The sequence below is a fragment of the Bradyrhizobium sp. Leo78 genome (assembly GCF_059512425.1).
Genome location: NZ_JCAMOT010000020.1, coordinates 1 through 19,225, shown reverse-complemented (window position 1 = coordinate 19,225; position 19,225 = coordinate 1). Strand labels below are relative to the sequence as shown.

The 19,225-nt window shown below is 63.2% G+C and carries 19 protein-coding genes; 11 read left to right on the top strand and 8 right to left on the bottom strand.

What is annotated here, in order from left to right:
* Positions 1-86 precede the first annotated feature (86 nt).
* Both AC5ZG1_RS23845 and AC5ZG1_RS23840 read left to right on the top strand, forming a co-directional pair.
* Positions 87-1,415: a polyhydroxyalkanoate depolymerase gene (locus AC5ZG1_RS23845; RefSeq protein WP_130227977.1), complete on the top strand. Its 1,329-nt coding sequence runs from the start codon at positions 87-89 to the stop codon at positions 1,413-1,415.
* Positions 1,416-1,613: 198 nt separating this feature from the next.
* Complete coding sequence (locus AC5ZG1_RS23840) at positions 1,614-2,453, top strand: M48 family metallopeptidase (protein WP_496134233.1); 840 nt, start codon at positions 1,614-1,616, stop codon at positions 2,451-2,453.
* A gap of 169 nt (positions 2,454-2,622) precedes the next feature.
* Here the strand turns inward: AC5ZG1_RS23840 and AC5ZG1_RS23835 are convergent, their stop codons facing one another.
* A complete protein-coding gene (locus AC5ZG1_RS23835) occupies positions 2,623-4,863 on the bottom strand; it encodes a transglycosylase domain-containing protein (protein WP_496134232.1) in 2,241 nt (746 codons plus the stop codon).
* A 160-nt stretch (positions 4,864-5,023) separates the two neighbouring features.
* On the opposite strand from AC5ZG1_RS23835, the gene AC5ZG1_RS23830 reads away from it, so the two are divergent.
* Positions 5,024-5,449, top strand: a complete 426-nt coding sequence (locus tag AC5ZG1_RS23830; protein ID WP_130227980.1) for a DUF1330 domain-containing protein — start codon at positions 5,024-5,026, stop codon at positions 5,447-5,449.
* A gap of 308 nt (positions 5,450-5,757) precedes the next feature.
* Here AC5ZG1_RS23830 and AC5ZG1_RS23825 read toward each other — a convergent pair whose 3' ends face one another.
* The gene (locus tag AC5ZG1_RS23825) at positions 5,758-6,984 is read right to left on the bottom strand and encodes an ABC transporter substrate-binding protein (protein WP_496134231.1); all 1,227 of its coding nucleotides are present in this window, start codon (positions 6,982-6,984) and stop codon (positions 5,758-5,760) included.
* A 293-nt stretch (positions 6,985-7,277) separates the two neighbouring features.
* A complete protein-coding gene (locus tag AC5ZG1_RS23820; RefSeq protein ID WP_130227982.1) occupies positions 7,278-7,640 on the bottom strand; it encodes a DUF1304 domain-containing protein in 363 nt (120 codons plus the stop codon).
* An 84-nt stretch (positions 7,641-7,724) separates the two neighbouring features.
* On the opposite strand from AC5ZG1_RS23820, the gene AC5ZG1_RS23815 reads away from it, so the two are divergent.
* Positions 7,725-8,261 (top strand): methylated-DNA--[protein]-cysteine S-methyltransferase, encoded by a 537-nt coding sequence (locus AC5ZG1_RS23815; protein WP_130227983.1) that lies wholly within the window; start codon positions 7,725-7,727, stop codon positions 8,259-8,261.
* Here AC5ZG1_RS23815 and AC5ZG1_RS23810 read toward each other — a convergent pair.
* Positions 8,258-8,737, bottom strand: a complete 480-nt coding sequence (locus tag AC5ZG1_RS23810) for a MaoC family dehydratase (protein ID WP_496134230.1) — start codon at positions 8,735-8,737, stop codon at positions 8,258-8,260. The two genes, AC5ZG1_RS23815 and AC5ZG1_RS23810, sit on opposite strands and share 4 nt — an antisense overlap.
* A gap of 213 nt (positions 8,738-8,950) precedes the next feature.
* On the opposite strand from AC5ZG1_RS23810, the gene AC5ZG1_RS23805 reads away from it, so the two are divergent.
* Positions 8,951-9,865, top strand: a complete 915-nt coding sequence (locus AC5ZG1_RS23805) for a DMT family transporter (RefSeq protein ID WP_496134229.1) — start codon at positions 8,951-8,953, stop codon at positions 9,863-9,865.
* A gap of 122 nt (positions 9,866-9,987) precedes the next feature.
* Here AC5ZG1_RS23805 and AC5ZG1_RS23800 read toward each other — a convergent pair whose 3' ends face one another.
* The 4 genes from AC5ZG1_RS23800 to AC5ZG1_RS23785 form a co-directional block, all read right to left on the bottom strand.
* Positions 9,988-10,584: a GNAT family N-acetyltransferase gene (locus tag AC5ZG1_RS23800; RefSeq protein WP_456644112.1), complete on the bottom strand. Its 597-nt coding sequence runs from the start codon at positions 10,582-10,584 to the stop codon at positions 9,988-9,990.
* Between the two features lie 167 nt (positions 10,585-10,751).
* Entirely contained in the window at positions 10,752-11,024 is a 273-nt protein-coding gene (rpmA, locus tag AC5ZG1_RS23795) for a 50S ribosomal protein L27 (protein WP_027583052.1), read from the bottom strand.
* A gap of 123 nt (positions 11,025-11,147) precedes the next feature.
* Positions 11,148-11,531, bottom strand: a complete 384-nt coding sequence (rplU, locus tag AC5ZG1_RS23790) for a 50S ribosomal protein L21 (protein ID WP_028162426.1) — start codon at positions 11,529-11,531, stop codon at positions 11,148-11,150.
* Between the two features lie 348 nt (positions 11,532-11,879).
* Positions 11,880-12,395 carry a winged helix-turn-helix transcriptional regulator gene (locus AC5ZG1_RS23785; RefSeq protein WP_028162425.1) on the bottom strand — a complete coding sequence of 172 codons (516 nt, stop codon included), beginning with the start codon at positions 12,393-12,395 and terminating at the stop codon, positions 11,880-11,882.
* Positions 12,396-12,587: 192 nt separating this feature from the next.
* On the opposite strand from AC5ZG1_RS23785, the gene AC5ZG1_RS23780 reads away from it, so the two are divergent.
* From AC5ZG1_RS23780 to AC5ZG1_RS23755, 6 genes are all read left to right on the top strand, one after another.
* Entirely contained in the window at positions 12,588-13,238 is a 651-nt protein-coding gene (locus tag AC5ZG1_RS23780) for a 2-hydroxychromene-2-carboxylate isomerase (RefSeq protein WP_496134228.1), read from the top strand.
* Between the two features lie 55 nt (positions 13,239-13,293).
* Positions 13,294-14,850, top strand: coding sequence for a class I adenylate-forming enzyme family protein (locus tag AC5ZG1_RS23775; protein ID WP_496134227.1), 1,557 nt, complete (start codon positions 13,294-13,296; stop codon positions 14,848-14,850).
* Positions 14,851-14,898: 48 nt separating this feature from the next.
* On the top strand, positions 14,899-15,636 hold the full coding sequence (locus AC5ZG1_RS23770; RefSeq protein ID WP_496134226.1) for an SDR family oxidoreductase: 738 nt from the start codon (positions 14,899-14,901) through the stop codon (positions 15,634-15,636).
* Positions 15,637-15,657: 21 nt separating this feature from the next.
* Positions 15,658-16,431 carry an enoyl-CoA hydratase-related protein gene (locus tag AC5ZG1_RS23765; RefSeq protein WP_496134225.1) on the top strand — a complete coding sequence of 258 codons (774 nt, stop codon included), beginning with the start codon at positions 15,658-15,660 and terminating at the stop codon, positions 16,429-16,431.
* A gap of 31 nt (positions 16,432-16,462) precedes the next feature.
* Positions 16,463-17,623, top strand: a complete 1,161-nt coding sequence (locus AC5ZG1_RS23760) for an iron-containing alcohol dehydrogenase (protein WP_456644107.1) — start codon at positions 16,463-16,465, stop codon at positions 17,621-17,623.
* 138 nt (positions 17,624-17,761) lie between these two features.
* Positions 17,762-18,895 carry an ROK family protein gene (locus AC5ZG1_RS23755; protein ID WP_456644106.1) on the top strand — a complete coding sequence of 378 codons (1,134 nt, stop codon included), beginning with the start codon at positions 17,762-17,764 and terminating at the stop codon, positions 18,893-18,895.
* Positions 18,896-19,225: the final 330 nt, after the last annotated feature.

Below are 19,225 nucleotides of genomic sequence, written 5' to 3'. Positions count from 1 at the left end.
CGAGGCATAAATGGACCGATCGGTGCATTGACGCTTTATTACTCATTGGCCAGTATGCTGCGTCGCAAACAAGGATTTTGAAGCAAATGCCGATTGGTGAATTTGGCGGCGCCCCGCCGCTGGCGGCCGAAGGCAGTCCGGCGCTCACGACGCCACTGTACTGGATGTACGAGATGGCGCATTCGTCGCTGAACCCGGCGCGCGCGGTGACCGACGCCACCAAGATCCTGTTTCAGAATCCGCTCAATCCGTGGACGCATACCGAAGTCGGCAAATCCGTCGCCGCGGCTTGCGAACTGTTCGAGCGAACCACCCGCCGCTACGGCAAGCCGGACTGGGGCCTCGACGAGACCGAGGTCAACGGCGTGCGTACGGCGGTTGAAGTCCGCACGGTCTGGGAAAAGCCGTTCTGCCGGCTGCTCTATTTCGATCGCAAGCTGACCCGGCCGCTCCGCAGCCCCCAGCCGCGCGTGCTGATCGTCGCGCCGATGTCCGGCCATTACGCGACGCTGCTGCGTGGCACGGTCGAAGCCTTCCTGCCGACCCACGAGGTCTACATCACCGATTGGGCCGATGCGCGCATGGTGCCGCTGTCCGAAGGTCGCTTCGATCTCGATGACTATGTCGATTACCTCATCGAGATGCTGCATGCGCTCGGCGGCAACATGCATGTCATCGCTGTTTGCCAGCCCTCGGTGCCCGTGGTGGTCGCGGTCTCGCTCATGGAAGCACGGCGCGATCCCTTCGTGCCGCTGTCGATGACGCTGATGGGCGGCCCGATCGACACCCGCCGCAATCCGACTGCGGTCAACAACCTCGCCGCCGAACGCGGCATCGAATGGTTCCGCAACAATGTCATCACCAAGGTGCCGTTCCCGCATCCTGGCATGATGCGCGATGTCTATCCGGGATTCCTGCAGCTCAACGGCTTCATCAGCATGAATCTCGACCGCCACATGGATGCGCACAAGGCGCTGTTCGCCAATCTGGTGAAGGGCGACGGCGATCTCGTCGACAAGCATCGCGAATTCTATGACGAATATCTCGCGGTGATGGACCTGACCGCCGAGTATTATCTGCAGACGGTCGACCTCGTCTTCGTCAAGCACGCGCTGCCGAAGGGCGAGATGACCCATCGTGGCGAACTGGTCGTTCCCTCCAAGATCAGGCGCGTTGCGTTGATGACGGTGGAAGGCGAGAAGGACGACATCTCCGGCCTTGGCCAGACCGAAGCGACGCATGCTTTGTGCACGTCGATTCCCGATCACCGCCGCGTGCATTACGTGCAGAAGGGCGTCGGACACTATGGTGTGTTCAACGGTTCGCGTTTCCGCGCTGAAATCGTGCCGCGCATCTCCGATTTCATGGTTTCGTCGGCGAATACACGGCTTTCCTTGGTCGCAGCCGCTGAATAGCGACGTGAGCGAGCCCGTTTTGGGTGGGTTTGTAAGTCGCTGAGTTGATTAAAAGAATCCGGATTCGGCGATCGCTCAAGGAATGAGTTTTGACTCGTTCCTTGGGGAGTGATTTCGGGCCGGGTCGGCCCAAATTTTTCGGGTTCCGACCCCACGATGTGGGGGTCAAACCACGGGCAGCCTCTGTATATTGGGCAAATGATTTGTTTTTGCGCCGAGCGATTTCCCTGGCGGCGGATATGGCAGAATCCGGGCGAACTCTTCCTCCCCGGACTCTCAGAAATGGCTACTCGCGCGCTCCTCTATCGGCGGCCCGCCGAACCCTCGACTCTTCTCATCAAGCACGGCTCCCAATATTTCGCGATCAGGCTACGGCGGCATAGGCGCGCGCGTCGCTACACGCTTCGCATTCATCCAACTGACCGCGAAGCGATCCTCACGATGCCGCCGCGCGGCACCATCGCCGACGCGCGCGACTTCGCGCAGCTTCATGGCGGCTGGATCGCCGCGCGTCTCGGTCGTCTGCCGAAGGCGGCACCGTTCCAACCCGGCACAGTGGTGCCGCTGCGCGGCGTGCCGCATCGGCTCGTGCATCGCGCCGGCGAGCGCGGCACGGTGTGGACCGAGACCCGTGACAGCGGCGAAAGGATTTTGTGCGTGGCCGGCGAGCCGGAGCACATGGACCGCCGCGTGCACGACTTCCTCAAGCGCGAAGCGCGCAAGGATTTGCACAAGGCTTCCTTGGCGTATGCGGCGGAACTCGGTGTGCGCGTGCGCCGTGTCTCGATCCGCGATCAATCGAGCCGCTGGGGTTCCTGCACCTCGCACGGATCGCTGTCGTTCTCCTGGCGCCTGATCCTCGCGCCGCCCTACGTGCTCGACTATCTCGCCGCGCATGAAGTCTCGCATTTGGTCGAGATGAATCACTCGCTGCGGTTCTGGAAGACCGTGGGCCGGATCTGCTCGTCGGTGGATCGCGCCAAGACCTGGCTCGACACCCACGGCAACGACCTGCACCGCTACGGGATCGAGGATTAAGGGGTGCTCTCGCGCCGCTCCGCTGTCGTCCCGGGCTTGACCCGGGACCCATAACCACAGGGAGCAGTTTTGCGGACGGCGACTGCCGCTGAAGCCTTATTGAGGCATCACGCGGTATGGGTCCCGGCCTTCGCCGGGACGACGTGGAATAGCTGGCAGCGCAAACAAATCAACGCCCGCCGAACAGGCGATCGACCAACCAACCGTCCAATCCTGCCGCAGCTTCCGGACGCGCGTTGGGGTTGGGGGGCGCGGACGCGCGCGTCGGCATCGGCGGCGGGCGATACTGACCGGCGGATGGAACGGGTGCGGGTGGCGCGAGCGACTGCGGTGATGGCGCGCTGACCTGCGACGAGGCCTGCACCAGGTTCGACAGCGCCCAGCCGACTTGCGAATTCGGCAGGCTCGCGACCGGCACGCCCTGATGCGCCGTGCGCATGAAGCGGCTCCACACCTCCACCGGCAGTCCACCGCCGGTCGCCTTCTTGGTGGGCGAATTGTCGTCGTTGCCGAGCCAGACGCCGGTGACGAGATTGGCGGTGTAGCCGATGAACCAGGCATCGCGGAAATCCTGGCTGGTGCCGGTCTTGCCGGCCGCGGTCCAGCCCGGAATTTCGGCCTTGCGCGCGGTGCCGGAAATCAGCGTCTCCATCATCATCGCGTTCATCATCGCGACATAACGCGGCTCGACCACCCGGGCGAGCGGGTCGGCCGGGCGGACGTAGAGCAGCTTGCCTTTATCGGTGCGGATCCTCGTCACCACATGCGGCGAGACGGCGGTGCCACCATTGGCAAAGGGCGCGTAGGCGCCGACCAGCTCGATCACCGAGACCTCGGAGGTGCCGAGCGCGATCGAGGGGTTGGCGTCGAGCTTGGAGGAGATGCCGAGCCGGTGTGCGGTCCGCACCACGTTCTTCGGCCCGACCTCGAGCCCGAGCCTGACCGCGACCGTGTTCAGCGACATCGCCAGCGCCTGCGTCAGCGTCACCGAGCCGAAATATTCGTGGGTGTAGTTCTCCGGCTTCCAGCCCTTGATATCGAGCGGCGCATCGGTGCGGATCGTCTCCGGCGTCAGCCCGGCCTCGACCGCGGTGAGATAGACGAACGGCTTGAAGGCCGAGCCGGGCTGGCGCTTGGCGGTCACCGCGCGGTTGTACTGGCTCTCGGCATAGTTTCGTCCGCCCACCATGGCGCGCACCGCGCCCTCGGGCGTCATCGCCACCAGCGCGCCCTGGGTGACGTTGAACTTCACGCTCTTGGCGGCGAGCTCGTCGATGATGGCGGCTTCGGCGACGTTCTGCAGCTTCGGATCGATCGTGGTCTCGACCGTGATGTTCTGGTCGATCTGGCCGACGAGGTCGTCGAGCACTTCGCCGATCCAGTCGGCGACATAGTTCACGGTGCCGGCGCCGGCCGGCTTCACGTTGTAGGAGGGATGGCCGATCGAGGCCTGCGCCTGGGTCTCGGTGATGAACTTGGCGTCCGCCATCGCCGACAGCACGACCTGCGCGCGCTGCTCGGCGCCTTCAGGATTGCGGTTCGGCGCCAGCCGCGACGGCGATTTGACGAGGCCTGCAAGCATCGCGGCTTCCGCCAATGTCACGTTCTTGGCGGACTTGCCGAAATAGCGTTGCGCCGCGGCCTCCACGCCGTAGGCGCCGGAGCCGAAATAGACGCGGTTGAGATAGAGCTCCAAGATCTCGTTCTTGGAATGCTTGCGCTCCAGCCAGATCGCGAGCTCGGCCTCCTGCAGCTTGCGCTGCATGGTGCGCTCCTGGGTGAGGAACAGGTTCTTGGCGAGCTGCTGCGTCAGCGTCGAGCCGCCCTGCGACACGCCGCGACGCAGGAGATTGGTCACCGCGGCGCGCGCGATGCCGATCGGGTCGACGCCATAATGCGAGTAGAAGCGGCGATCCTCGATGGCGATGAAGGCTTTCGGCAGGTATGGCGGCAGGTCCTTCAGCGCGACATTGGCGCCGGCCATTTCGCCGCGCTGCGCCAGCACGCTGCCGTCCATGCCGACGATCTGGATCGTCGGCGGGCGCTTCGGGATTTCGAGCGATTGGATCGGCGGCAGATGCGCGCCGACCCAGACCACGACGCCGATAACCGCAATCGCCGCCCACAGGCCGAGCACCACGCCCCAATAGAACAGGCGGCCGATCGAAAAGCCGCCGCGCGATTTCCGCCGTTTCCCGCCACTCGGGGCAGGCTTGCGCTCGCGCGGCGGTTCCGCGCCGGGGTCACTGCTGCCGCTGCTGCCGTTGCTGCTGCGCTTGGCGGATTTCTTCGGTCTGTCTTCGGGATTGGGGATGCGGTCGGCCGGCGAGAGCCGCAAATCGGCGAGCGCGGCCGGAAGCCCGAATAGCGGCTCCTTGCGCCCGCCGCTCTTTTTCTTTCCCCACGCCATCCACAAACGCTGCTCACACCACGTTCCGCCGCACGCTAGCGTTCCCGGTTTAAGGCCCGGTTACGCAAAGCTTAACGCGGGATTAGGAGGTGAGGCGGCGCGTGGTAAGGATTGGGGAACCAGGCGTAGAAAACGCGCCAAACAAAGAAAGGAGCGACGCATGGGCCATATCGATCCGACCAAGGAAGTCTTCGCGCAGTTCAGGGAGAGTGATCGGCCGGGGCCGATCCACATGCTCAATCTGGTTCGCCTGCGCGAATGGGCCGCCTATCCCGACGGCCGCAAGGTGACCGGCGCCGAAGCCTATGCGGCCTATGGCCGCGAGAGCGGGCCGGTGTTCGAGCGGCTCGGCGGCCGCATCGTCTGGCAGGGCCGCTTCGAATTGATGCTGATCGGGCCTGAGGCCGAACGCTGGGATCATAGCTTCATCGCCGAATACCCAAGCGTCGCCGCCTTCGTCGAAATGATCCGCGATCCCGTCTATCGCGAAGCGGTGAAGCACCGCCAGGCCGCGGTGGAGGATTCGCGATTGATCAGGCATGCCGTGTTGCCGGTGGGCAAGACGTTCGGGGAGATTCCGAAGTAGGCTTTTTCCTGTCATTGCGAGCGGAGCGAAGCAATCCATGCCTCCGCGAGTGGAGAGATGGATTGCTTCGCTTGCGCTCGCAATGGCGGATGGGGCAGCGTGCTCCGCCCTATCCCCTGAAGAGGTCGCGAAGCGACCGTCTCGAAAGGCGAGGCCACGGGCGGGGCCTCATGGTTCTCCGAGCGATGCGCAGCATCGTCTCGAGACGCGCTGCGCGCTCCTCACCATGAGGGTCAAGCAGCGCAGCGACGCATAAAACAAATCGGCGGCCCGGAGGCCGCCGATCGTGTCTTCCATAAGCCGCGCCACTAGCCCGCCGGGCCGGCGTCTTCGAGGATCGGGCCGAACAGCTCCCAGCGCTCGCCGTTGAAGCGCATCATCTGGAGCTGCTTGTTGACGCGGTAATCGGTCGGCGAGGTGTTGGCGACGATGCCGGGCAGCGAGAGGTCGAGCTGCACGTTCTTGAGGCTGGCGGCCTGCTTCATCACGTTCTCGCGCGTGAGATTGTCGCCGCACTCCTTGAGCACATGGATCAGGAGCTGCGCGGTCGAGTAGCCGTAGGTGTTGAAGTTCGAGTCCTTGTCGCCTTCCGGATAGTACTTGGCCATGAACTCGAAATACTTCTTCATGCCGGCATCATCCTTCCAGGTCGGATCGAGCGGATCCTTGCCGTAGTTGACGCTGATCACGCCCTTGGCCGCCTCGAGGCCGGCGGGCTTCATCACCGCGCCGACGGAGGTCGCGTTGATGTCGACGATCTGCACCGGCTTCCAGCCGAGTTCGGCGATCTTCTTGATCGCCTGCGCCGCCTGCTTCGGCGTGGTGGCGCTGAAGAACAAGTCCGCACCGGCGTCCTTGATCTTGAGGATCTGCGAATCCACGGTCGGATCTGAGACCTCGTAGGAGGCTTCCGCCACCACCATGCTGCCCGCCTTGTCGCCGAGCCCGGCTTTGATGCCGTTCAGGTAGTCTTTGCCGAGGTCGTCGTTCTGATAGAGGATGCCGACCTTGGCGTTCGGATGGTTCTTCAGAATGTACTGGCCGTAGATACGGCCCTCGACGAAGTAGTTCGGATTGAAGCCCATCGTCCACGGGAAATTCTTCGGGTCGGTGAACTTCGAGGCGCCGGTTGCTGCGAAAAGCTGCGGCACCTTCTTGGAGTTGAGATATTTCTGGACCGCGGCATTGGATGGCGTGCCGACGATCTGGAAGGTCAGAAGCACCTCGTCGCTTTCGACCAGCTTGCGCGCCTGCTCGACGGCCTTCGGCGGCGAGTAGGCGTCGTCGTACTGGATCAGGTTGATCTTGCGTCCGTTCACGCCGCCCTGGTCGTTGATCATCTTCATATAGGCGGCCTGGGTCTTGCCGATCGAGGCATAGGCCGATGCAGGTCCGGAGAACGGCACGGTCTGGCCGACCTTGATCTCGGTGTCGCTGGCGCCGGGGTCGTATTTCTTCTGGGCATTGGCCGCCGAAACCGACAGCGCGAATGCCAGCGCCGTCCCTGTGACCAGATGCAAAAACCCGTTCCTCATTCGCAGTTTCCTCATGTGTTGTGATTGTGCCGATGATCTTCTCCGCCGGACTTAAAGGCCCGCCGGATGCCATCGCTAGCGGCGATAGTGGAGGAACCCTTGCTGCAATGCAAGGTGGAGTCGTGCTGAAAAGCCGAGCGATATCAGTCGACCAAAGTAGGGTGTTGGCTGGAGCTTGGGTTCTGATGGAATCAGAACCGAAGCTCCAGATTCTTGTTTTGACGCGTTTTCTTCACGCGAACCGGTGTCCACCCTCGGATCAAGTCCGAGGGCATGCTTCGCTCGAAAATGCCCTAGGCAAGCCAGAGCAGAATCAGCGCGAGCGTAGCCGGCGCCGCCTGCACATAGAGGATCCGGCGGCTGACGGTTGCTGCGCCATAGACGCCGGCAACGATTACGCAGAGCAGGAAGAATGTCTTGATCTGAAGCGCGAAGCCCGGGTTGGCGTGAAGCAGGCCCCAGATCAGGCCTGCCGCGAGGAAGCCGTTATAGAGGCCCTGGTTGGCAGCCAGCACGGCCGACTCGGTAGCCTTCTCGATCGAGTTGCGAAACGTCTTCAGGCCGAGCGGCTTGGTCCAGAGAAACATCTCCAAAATCAGGAAGTAAATGTGCAGCGCGGCCACCACCGCGACCAAGAGGTTTGCGATCCAGAACATCTTGTCCCCCATCCCCGGAAACCGGGTGGACGGTAGCACGCGACGGATCGAAGATGCGACTGTTCATCGATGTCTGGAACGACAATGCCTGTTCGCGACAAACTGACGAAGCCGGCCACAACGTTTGGCCTGGATCGGCTGGAAACGCCGATCGGCGTGGCGTTGCTGGTCACCGATGACGACGGCGCGCTCCGCGCGCTGGATTGGGAGGACTATGAGGCGCGCATGAACGAGCTGCTGCGCCTGCACTATGGCGCCGTGGTCTTGAAACAGGCGCGTGCGCCGAAGGACATCCGCGCCGCGCTGTCCGAATATTTCAAGGGCGATCTCGATCGCCTCGGCGGCATCCAGTGGCGCGTCGCCGGCACGCCGTTCCAAAACAAGGTCTGGACCGCGCTGGCGAAGATCCCCGTGGGCACGACGATGAGCTATGGCGCAATGGCGGCAAAGCTCGGTGCGCCCAACGCGCAGCGCGCTGTCGGTCATGCCAACGGCTCGAACCCGATCAGCGTCGTGCTGCCCTGTCATCGCCTGATCGGTGCCAATGGCGCGCTGGTCAAATATGGCGGCGGGTTGGAGCGCAAGCGCTGGCTGCTCGCGCATGAGGGCGTTTGGGTTTAAGCCGGCCGTCGCCGGATCAAGAACTTCTGCATGCCTTCGAGCACCAATTCGCGGCGCTGGTTGAACACGGTGGAGCGCAACGTCACGATGCCGGTGGTGCGGCCGGGCACAAGCTCGGTCACTTCGAGCGCGGGATAGATGGTGTCGCCGGCATAGACCGGCTTCAAGAAGCGGCTCGACTGTTCGAGAAAGCCGATCATGGATTCCTCGACGATGAACGGAAACAGCCCGGCGCCGGGTGCGGTGTGGATCAGGGTCTGAAAGCCGTGCGCGAGCAGGTGCGGCATGCCGCGGGCGCGGCAATATTCGACGTCATAGTGGATCGGATGGGTGTCGCCGCTGGCGGTCTGGAACGCCGCGAACACCGCCTCGGTCTGGGTCCGGCTCGGGATCACAAAGCGCTCGCCGAGGGTGAAATCTTCGAACCAGCGCTGTGCTTGCACCATGCGGTGCTGGGCGGGGTCGAAGTCGGTCATATCAGGGCTTTCCTCGGCAGAATTGTTTTGTGATGTACCGGTATCGCAGCGATGTTGATGCGGCAATCGATTCCGCCTAAAGCGCGATGAGATGAGGATGAAGCATCATCGCGCTTTAGGCTATTGTTTGAGCATGATCTTTTCGGAAGACCGCCCCACACTTTTCCGGATCATGCTCTAATCCCGCCATGACGAGAAGCATCCCAGTCATCCATGACCCTGTTCGCAAAACTCTCCGCCTATGATGATCGCTCCGCCCGGCTTGCCGGCATCGGGCTGATGCTGCTGTCGATCTTCATGTTCTCGTTCGGCGATGCGATGGGGAAATTCCTTGTCGCGACCTATTCGGTCGGACAGTTGTTGTGGCTGCGCGCCTGTGCGGCACTGGTGGTGCTGCTGCCGATCATCTGGAAGCAGCGTGCGAAGTTCTTCCCTATCGAGCGTCCCTGGCTGCAATTGCTGCGGGTGACGCTGTCGACGCTCGAGGTTGCCGCCTTCTTCCTTGCGACCGTCTACCTGCCGCTCGCCGACGTCATCACCTATTATCTTGCCGGCCCGATCTTCGTCACCGCGCTGTCGGGTCTGGTGCTCGGCGAGCAGATCGGCTGGCGGCGCTGGAGCGCGATCCTGGTCGGCTTCTGCGGCGTATTGATCGCGCTCAGGCCATCAGCGCAAACCGTGAGCTTGCCGGCGATGATTGCGCTCGGCGGCAGCATGTCGTTCGCGGTCCTGATGCTGATCACGCGCTCGCTGCGCGCAACACCCGATATCGTGCTGACCTCGTCGCAGTTCTGCGGCACGTTCCTGCTCGGCGCCGTGCTGTCGCCGTTCGGCTGGGTGACGCCGGATGCCGGCAGCCTTGCTCTCTTCTTCGTCGCCGGGCTCATCTCGGTCGCGGCGCTGTTCTGTGTCAATCGCTCGCTGAAGCTGGCGCCGGCAAGCGTGGTGGTGCCCTACCAATATTCGATGATCGTCTGGGCGGTGATCTTCGGCTTCGTCGTGTGGGGTGACGTGCCGTCCTGGGCCACAATCGTCGGGGCCGCGATCATCATCGCCGCCGGGCTCTACATCTTCCTGCGCGAGCAGAAGCTGGGGCGGGAAGAGCCGGTGGTGAGCCCGCCGGGGTAGCCTCAACGACGCTGCGCAGTTTCTGCTTGCTCGCGCTTCAACAACTTCCTGTGGTTATGGGTCCCCGCTTTCGCGGGGACGACGGGTGTTGTTTGCGGCGAGACCCTATGCGGTCTTCTCTGCTATCGATCCCTTCGCATCGATGAGCCCCAGCGCCTCAGCGACGACCAGACGCTGCGCGACAGGCGGAAGCAGTCGACCGGGGTGGAGGAGCCGAGCGCTTCGAAGCGGTGCAGCTCGACGCCGCTCCACTGGAAGCCGCATTTCTCCAGGATGTTGCGCGAGGACGGGTTGGCGACGCGGGCGCCGGAAAAAAGGTAATCGTGGCCGAACTCCTCGAAGAAGTAGTCGATCGTGGCGCGCGCGGCCTCGGTGCCAAAGCCCTGGCCCCAATGTTCGACGCCGAGCCAGTAGCCGAGCTCCGGAGTATCAGGCTCGCGCCAGTCGATGCCGACCACGCCTATCGGCGCGGAGCTGGTCTCGATCAGGAACACGGTCTCGCCGCCTCCCCCGGTAGTCGCACGCACGAATTCGACCGCATGCTCGTTCAGATAAGGATGCGGCAGGCGGCGGGTGTTCTCTGCAATGCGACGATCATTGGCGAGATGCGCAATTGCTTTTACGTCCGCGAGCGTCGGCTTGCGCAAGGTCAGCCGTTCGGTCTCGAGGACGCAACCTCTCGACTCGCGTAATATTGAGGTCGGGATATCCTGCAGCATGTCGGGCTCCTGTGATGCGATAACGGTACGCTACGCTTCGATCCTTGCGCGTGGCCCCACATGGGACACGCGCAACAGAAAAGGGGAGGCCGGTATCCCGCCTCCCCTGGAGCCTCTTAGAGCCCCGCCGGTTCAACAGGATCCGGCGGACTCATATCGTCCACCGTCTATTCGGCTGCGGCCTCGAGCACCGGAATTACCGATACGAAGGTGCGGCCATTGCCTTTGGCGCGGAACTCCACACGACCCTCGACCTTGGCGAACAGGGTATGATCGGTTCCCATGCCGACATTAAGGCCCGGATGCCAGGTGGTGCCGCGCTGACGCGCGATGATGTTACCGGGAATCACGAGCTCGCCACCGAACGCTTTGACGCCAAGGCGTTTGCCCTTGGAATCACGTCCGTTTCGCGATGAACCGCCTGCTTTTTTGTGAGCCATAGCTCGTCTCCAACTGCAGTAATTCTCTAGATCAATTCCTTGACGGAATCATTTCACTTTTTGTCACGTTTCAACTTTTGATACGTGACAATCACATTTCTCTAACGCCGCGATTTTGAAGGTTTATGCAGCATCCTCAGTGGGCGCTGCAGCAACCTTTTCCTTCTTCGGCCGCGGGCCGATCGTCGGCTTCGCGTTGTCGGTCAGGATCTCGGTGATCCTCAGCACCGTCAGCTCATCGCGATAGCCGCGCTTGCGACGGGAATTCTTGCGGCGGCGCTTCTTGAACGCGATTACCTTCGGACCGCGCTTGTGCTGCAGCACCTCGGCCGCCACAGAAGCACCTGCCACCGTCGGCGCGCCCAGGACCGGCGTTTCACCGCCGACCACCAGAACTTCGCCAAGTTGCACGATCGTGCCGACATCGCCGGCGATCTTGCCAATCTCGAGAACATCATCCGGAACGACGCGGTACTGCCGGCCGCCGGTTTTGATGACTGCGAACATCGTTTTATTCCTTCGTGTTCGATCCCGTCCTCGGGGTATCCCTCGGGCCGGCTTCTTGTTCAGTCGCTATGGGTTACGATTTTCGCGCGGCGGGGACCTGCCCCGGAATTCGCACAAAAACAAGCGGCGCGAGAAATCCCACGCCGGATTGGGCGCCGTTATAGCGGCCAAGCGCCAGGAGTCAAGGCAACCGGGCCGAAAACCCGCCCAAATTGAAGGATTTGGAGCGATTTTAGGCCGGTTTGAGCTTACTTCCCGGCGCGTAGCCCGGGTGGAGCGCAGCGCAACCCGGGTCATCCATCGGCCCCGGGTTACGCGTTCCGCTCCACCCGGGCTACCGCGCCCCAGTCACGTCCCGGTCTTGGTCTTCGCCTTCGGATCGTCCGCCGCCATGGCGTGCACCGGCGAGGTCTGGCGGGCGCCGGGGCCCGGATGCACATGGACGGCCTTGGCCGACAGCGGCTCGCCGCATTCTGAGCAGACCATCACCGGGTCGAACATGTGTCCGCAGTTCTTGTGCTGATGCAGCATCGGTCGGCCGCGCGAGTCGACCATGTGGATGTTGCCCCAGTGCACGATCGACATGATGATCGGATAGAGGTCGAGGCCCTTCTGCGTCAGGATATATTCGTAGCGCTTCGGCGATTCCTGGTACGGGATTCGGCGCAGCACGCCGAAGCGCACCAGCTTCTTCAGCCGCTCGGCGAGCAGATGGCGGGTGATGCCGAGCGAGGACTGGAACGCCTCGAACCTCCGCTTGCGAAGAAAGCACTCGCGCAGGATCAGGAGACTCCAGCGGTCGCCGATCACGGCCACCGTGCGGGCCAGCGAGCACGGCTCCTCTTCAAGCGTATCCCATTTCATCAATGTCTCCAGTCACCTGCAGTCCGCGAAGCAGGATTCATTCTAATTCGGCACTGAGGCGCGTTCAACCGTTTGTGCGCCGACCGTTACCGCAGAGCCCAATCCGCTATTGACAGTTCTAAAATAGAACTTTAAAGCCGAGGTCGCAACCGATGGCGGCGATGGGCCGGCCTATGCGAGGAAAGGCAATCGATGGCTGCTCCGCTCAAAGTCGAGTTTCACTTCGATTTCGGCAGCCCGAACGCCTATCTCGCCGAGCTGGTCCTGCCGGCAATCGAAAAGCGCACCGGCGTGAAGTTCGACTACGTCCCAGTCTTGCTCGGCGGCGTCTACAAGGCGACCGGCAACATGTCGCCGTTCGACTCGCTGCGCGGGATCAAGAACAAGGCCGAATACAACGCACTGGAAACCGAGCGCTTCCTGCGGCGCCACCACATCACGAAATTCAAGTCGAACCCGTTCTTCCCGGTGAACACGTTGATGCTGATGCGCGGCGTGATCGCCGCGGAATTCGAGGGATTGTTCGAGCCCTATTTCCGTGCGGCCTACCACCACATGTGGGTCGAGCCAAAGAAGATGGACGATCCGCAGGTCTTCCGCGACGCGTTCCTCGCCTCCGGTGTCGATATCGACCGCGTGCTCGCGCGCATCCAGCAGGACGACGTCAAGAAGAAGCTGATCGAGAACACGCAAGCCGCGGTGGCACGCGGCGAGTTCGGCTCGCCGACTTTCTTCGTCGGCGACGAGATGTTCTTCGGCAAGGATCGCCTGCGCGAGGTTGAGGAAGAGATCGTCGCCCAGCTCGCGGCGGCGAAAGGCTGCGCGAGACGGCCAGGAACCTAAGCAAACCAATTCACAGCAAGGCCCGGAACAAGGGTCGTGGAGGCGGGAGGTGTCGTTGACGATATTGGAGCGAGCGGCCCCGGAGGCCGAAATTCTGGCAAATCTGCCGAACCGGATCCACGAGGTGATCGACCGGCATGTCGCGGCGACGCCGGATCGCACGGCGCTGATCGATGACGGCGGCAGCCTGACCTACCGCGAACTCGATCGCGCCATTGGCGGCACCGCGGACGCGCTGCGTGCGCTCGGCATCCGCGCCGGCGACCGCATCATGATCGTCAGCGAGAACGCGATCCCGCTCGCGTGCCTTCTGTTCGCCGCGAGCCGGCTCGATGCCTGGGCGATCGTGGTCAATCCGCGGCTATCGCCGCGCGAACTGGACCAGATCCGGGATCACAGCGGCGCGCGCCGCGTCTTCCTCACCACCGACGTTTCCAAGGAAGCGGCCGCGCATGCCGCGCGTTACAGCGCACCGGTGCAGGATGTCGGCCCGCTCTATGGCATCGGCGTATCCGCGCTGAACGAGGCGACCTCGCCCGAGCCGGTCGAGGCCGACGGCGCCAGCCAGGTTGCCGTGCTGATCTACACCTCGGGCACCACGGGCGCGCCGAAAGGCGTGATGCTGACGCACCGCAATCTCTTGTTCAGCGCCCAGACCACCGCGGCGCTGCGCAACATGACGTCGGACGACGTGCAATATTGCGTGCTGCCGATCTCGCACATCGTCGGCATCTCGCTGCTGACGATGACGCTGATGACCGGCGCCACGGTCCGCCTGGTCGCGAAGTATGATCCGGCGGCGTTGGTGCGGGCGATGGCGGAGGAAGGCATCACGATCCTGAACGGCGTTCCCGCCACCTATCAGCGCCTGCTCGAATACAAGCGGACGTCAGGTCTTTCGAAACTGAACCGCGGCGCGCTGCGCCTGATCTCGGTCGCGGGCGCGCCGCTCGACCTCGATCTGAAATCGCGGGTCGAACAGGAGCTCGGGCTGCCTTTGCTCAACGGCTACGGCATCACCGAATGCTCGCCCGGGATTTCCGGCATCCGTCCGGAGGCGCCGAGAGCCGACCATGGCGTCGGGACGCTGCTGCCCGGTCTCGAGGCCAGGATCGTCGGCAGGGATGGCAAGCTGGTCGCAAGCGGCGCGGTCGGCGAGCTCCATGTCCGCGGCGCCAACGTCATGCGCGGCTATTACCGCGCGCCCGATCTTACCGCGAAGGCGATCGATCCCGATGGCTGGTTCAACACCGGCGATCTCGCGCGTTTCGAGGGCGACTGCCTCTATATCGTGGGCCGTACCAAGGAGATGATCATCCGCTCCGGCTTCAACGTCTATCCGGCGGAGATCGAGGCGGTGCTCTCGACCCACGACGCCGTGGTGCAGTGCGCCGTGGTGGGGCGGCCGGTCGAGGGCAATGAGGAAGTGGTCGCGTTCGTCCAGCTGCTGCAGGGCTCGAAGGCGACGGCGGAGGACCTGATGGCCCATGTCGCGCCGCAGCTCACCTCCTACAAGCGGCCCTCGGAGATCATCCTGCTCGACGCGCTGCCGGCGACCTCGACGGGCAAGATATTGAAGCACAAACTGGCGGAGTCGCTGCGCACGTCCTGAGCACGCGGCGAGATCGATTTATTTCCAATCAGCAGTCGGGAGAGGCCAATGCAGAAGAGAAATGCGACGGCGGCGGTCATCGGGGCCGGCGATTATATCGGCGGCGAGATCGCCAAGAAATTTGCGTCCGAAGGCTTCACGATCTTCGCCGGACGACGTAACGGCGCCAAGCTCGAGCCGCTGGTGAAGGAGATCGAGGCGGCCGGCGGCGAGATCCATGCCCGCTCGCTCGACGCGCGGAAGGAGGAGGAGATCATCTCCTTCCTCAGCGATGCCGACAAGCACGCACCGCTCGAAGTCTGCATCTTCAACATCGGCGCCAACGTCAACTTTCCGATCCTGGAGACCACTGAGCGCGTGTTCCGCAAGGTCTGGGAGATGGCCTGCTATTCCGGCTTCCTCGCCGGACGCGAGGCGGCGCGGCTGATGCTGCCGCGTGGCCAGGGCAACATCTTCTTCACCGGCGCCACGGCATCGTTGCGCGGTGGATCGGGCTACGCCGCCTTCGCCAGCGCCAAGTTCGGTCTGCGCGCGGTCGCGCAAGCGATGGCGCGCGAGCTCGGGCCGAAGAACATCCATGTCGCCCATCTCATCATCGACTCCGGCGTCGACACCGAATGGGTGCGGCAGCGGCGCATCGAAGCGTTGGGCCCCAACGCGCTCGACAATCCCGATCTGTTGATGCCGCCGTCCTCCGTCGCCGCCTCCTATTGGCAGCTCTACCAGCAGCCGAAGAGCGCCTGGACGTTTGAGCTGGAAATCCGCCCGTTCGGCGAGAAGTGGTAACGGCGGGGTAGGGAGCAAATCATGAGCGAGCATGTCAAGACCGAGATCGTCGACGGCGTGATGACGGTGACCTTGCAGCGTCCCGAGAAGAAGAACGCGCTCACCGTGGCGATGTATGACGCCATGTCGGACGCACTCGAACGCGCCGAGACCGATGGCTTGGTCCGGGTGATCCTGTTCCAGGGCGATGGCGACAGCTTTACGGCGGGCAACGACCTCGCTGATTTTGCCAGCCAATCCAGCGGCAACAATTCCGTCGAGGGCGGAGCGCATCGCTTCATCGCCACCATCGGCAAGGCCAAGAAGCCGCTGGTTGCCGCCGTGCAGGGCAATGCCGTCGGCGTCGGCACCACGATGCTGTTGCATTGCGACCTCGTTTATCTCGCCGACAATGCGCGGCTGATCACGCCGTTCGTCAATCTCGCGCTGGTGCCGGAAGCGGCCTCGAGCTTCCTGCTGCCGCTTCGGATCGGCCATGCGCGGGCCTACGCGATGTTCGCGCTCGGTGAGCCGATGGAGGCATCCGCGGCGCTGGCCTGCGGGCTCGCGAATGCAGTCGTGCCGCAGACGGAGCTGCGCAAGAAGGCGCGCGATGCAGCGATCGCGCTGACCAAGCGGCCGGCCGGCTCGCTCAGCCTCACCAAGCAGTTGATGCGCGACCATGAGCGGATCGCGGCGCGGATGGCCGAGGAAGGCAGCCTGTTCAAGGAGCGCCTCAAGACGCCCGAAGCGCGCGAAGCCTTTGCAGCCTTCGCCGAGCGTAGGCCACCTGACTTCACCAAGTTCCAGGCCTGACGTCCGATACGCACCAGACACGGAGACGAACATGCATAGCGCGGGCAGCTATCAATATCCCCCAATGGACTCGGTTATCTATGGCAAGCCCGCGACTGAAGCGCTGCGCGAGGAGGCAGAAAGGCTCGGCGCCAAACGCGTCTATCTAATCGTCAGCCGCACGCTCAACACCACGACCGACGAGATCGAGAAGATCCGCACCGCCCTCGGCGATCGTTATGCCGCGACCTTCGACGGCATCCCGCAGCACACCACGCGCGACGTCGTGGTGCAGACCGCAAAGCAGGCCAAGGAGGCCGGCGCCGATCTCGTCGTCGCGATCGGCGGCGGCTCGGTGGTGGATGCGGCCAAGATCGTGCTGATGTGCATGGAGCACGAGATCTTCGATCCTTCCGGGCTCGACGGCTATGAGACCACGCCGGAGCGCCGCTTCGGTCCGTTCCGCACGCCGAAGGTGCGGATGATTGCGATCCCAAGCACGCTGTCCGGCGGCGAGTACAATTCCGGCACCCTGGTGACCGACACGCGCCGCAAGCTGAAGCAGATCTTCAATCACCCGATGATGATGCCGCGCACCATCATCCTCGATCCCGCCATCACGCGCTACACGCCGGAGAAGCTATGGCTTGGCTCGGGCACCCGCGCGATGGATCACGGCATCGAGGCGATCTGCTCGATCCGCGGCAATGCGCTGGTCGATGCCGTCTGCCTGCAGGGCCTGCGCTATCTCCATGACGGCCTCTTGCGCACCAAGGAGGATCCGAACGACGAAGCGGCACGCATCAATTGCCAGTTGGGCTCCTGGATGTCGGCGTTCGGGCTGCAGGGGCGGGTGCCGATGGGGGCGAGCCACGCGATCGGCCATGTGCTCGGCGGCACCTGTGATGTGCCGCATTATTTCTGCACGGCCGTGATGATGCCGAGCGTGCTGCGCTACAATCGCCCCGCGACCGAGCAGGCGCAGAAGAAGATCGCGGCAGCGCTTGGCGCGCCCGAGCTCGATGCTGGCGAGGCCTTCGCCGCCTTCATCGCCAGGCTCGGCCTGCCGCGGCGGCTGGCCGATGTCGGGGTGGGCGAGGACCGCTTCGAGCTGATCGGCAAGAATGCGATGCTATCGATCTTCACCCGCTCGAATCCGCAGCCGATCCGCGAGCCGGCCGACGTCGTCAAGATTTTGCGGCTGGCGGCCTGATTAGAGCATGATCCGGAAAAGTGGAGTCCGGTTTTCCGAAAAGATCATGCTCAAACAAGAAGATCTAACCGCCGTCGTGGGCGCAACTAAACCCGTTCCAGGCCGTTATCCCCGGGTTCCAACCGGGGCAAGGATTTCATGGCCGACGAACTGGTATTGACAACGGGGATCGCCCACCACGGTGCGACGCGGCTGCCGTCTGTCGACGTCGACAGCTTCAACATCGAACTGAAGGACGACGAGGGTTTCCTCGGTGACCGCGCCAGCAAGAGCGCGTTCCGCAAGATCCTCGATCGCTGGCGCAAGCCGCTGCGCAAGACCGGCGAGGACCCGTTCGGCGATGAGCCGTCCGACCAGGTCAGCAAGAAGACGCTGGACGCGATGCTGATCGGCGACGACACCGAAGCCTCCGCCGTGGTTCACAGCGCGATCGAGGAGTTCGCGCTGGAGCTTGCCTATGTGACTCGGCGTTTCCTCAAGACCAAGGCCTGGGCCAAGACTGAGCGCATCGTGGTCGGTGGTGGCTTCCGTGACTCCAGGCTTGGCGAGCTAGCGATCGCGCGCACCGAGATCATCCTCAAGGACGAGAAGTTCAAGGTTGATCTTCAGCCGATCCGCCATCACCCCGACGAAGCCGGGCTGATCGGCTGCCTGCATCTGGCGCCGTCATGGATCTTCGAAGCTCATGACAGTATCCTGGCGGTCGACATCGGCGGCACCAACATCCGCTGCGGCGTAGTCGAGACGCGCTGGAAAAAGGCGCCGGACCTCTCCAAGGCCACGGTCTGGAAATCCGAGCTGTGGCGCCATGCCGACGAAGCACCGACGCGCGAAGCCGCGGTGGAGCATCTGGTCGAGATGCTGCAGGACCTCATCGCGGAAGCCGAGACCGATGGGCTGAAGCTGGCGCCCTTCATCGGGATCGCCTGTCCCGGCGTGATCAATGAGGACGGCTCGATCGAGAAGGGCGCGCAGAACCTGCCGGGCAATTGGGAGAGCAGCAAGTTCAACCTGCCGGCAAGCCTGGTCGAGGCGATCCCGCAAATCGGCGACCACGACACCGCGATCGTCATGCATAATGACGGCGTGGTGCAGGGCCTTTCCGAAGTCCCCTTCATGCAGGATGTCGAACGCTGGGGCGTCCTGACGATCGGCACCGGCCTCGGCAATGCGCGCTTCACCAACCGCCGCAAGGAGAACGGCAAGAACGCCAAGAATGGCGAGAAAGCCGAGAAGGACAACGGCGAGAAGAAAGCGAAGAAGAGCGCGTGACGCTGGGTGGATGCCTACCCTTGATTTCGTCATCTTCCCGTAAGTTTACGGGCGGTTTCCCGGAAATCCGGGTGCAGTAAGGTTTAAAGGTTAGGTTAAGGCCGACATTGCGTTGGCCGTTGCGGCCCCCGTTGCTACGGTGATCGCGTCGCCTCCGCTGACCGGCGAAGCCGCACTTCCCCGGCCAGCATTTTGATGAAGCGGCACGGGACCGCCAGTTATTTTTGTCGCGTCTGGCGGTCCCACCCAATTTCTAAAGCGGGATGGGGTTAAGTTGAATCGATTTGGGATTCCCAAATCAGTGAGTTTCTGATTCACCATGCTGGCTGG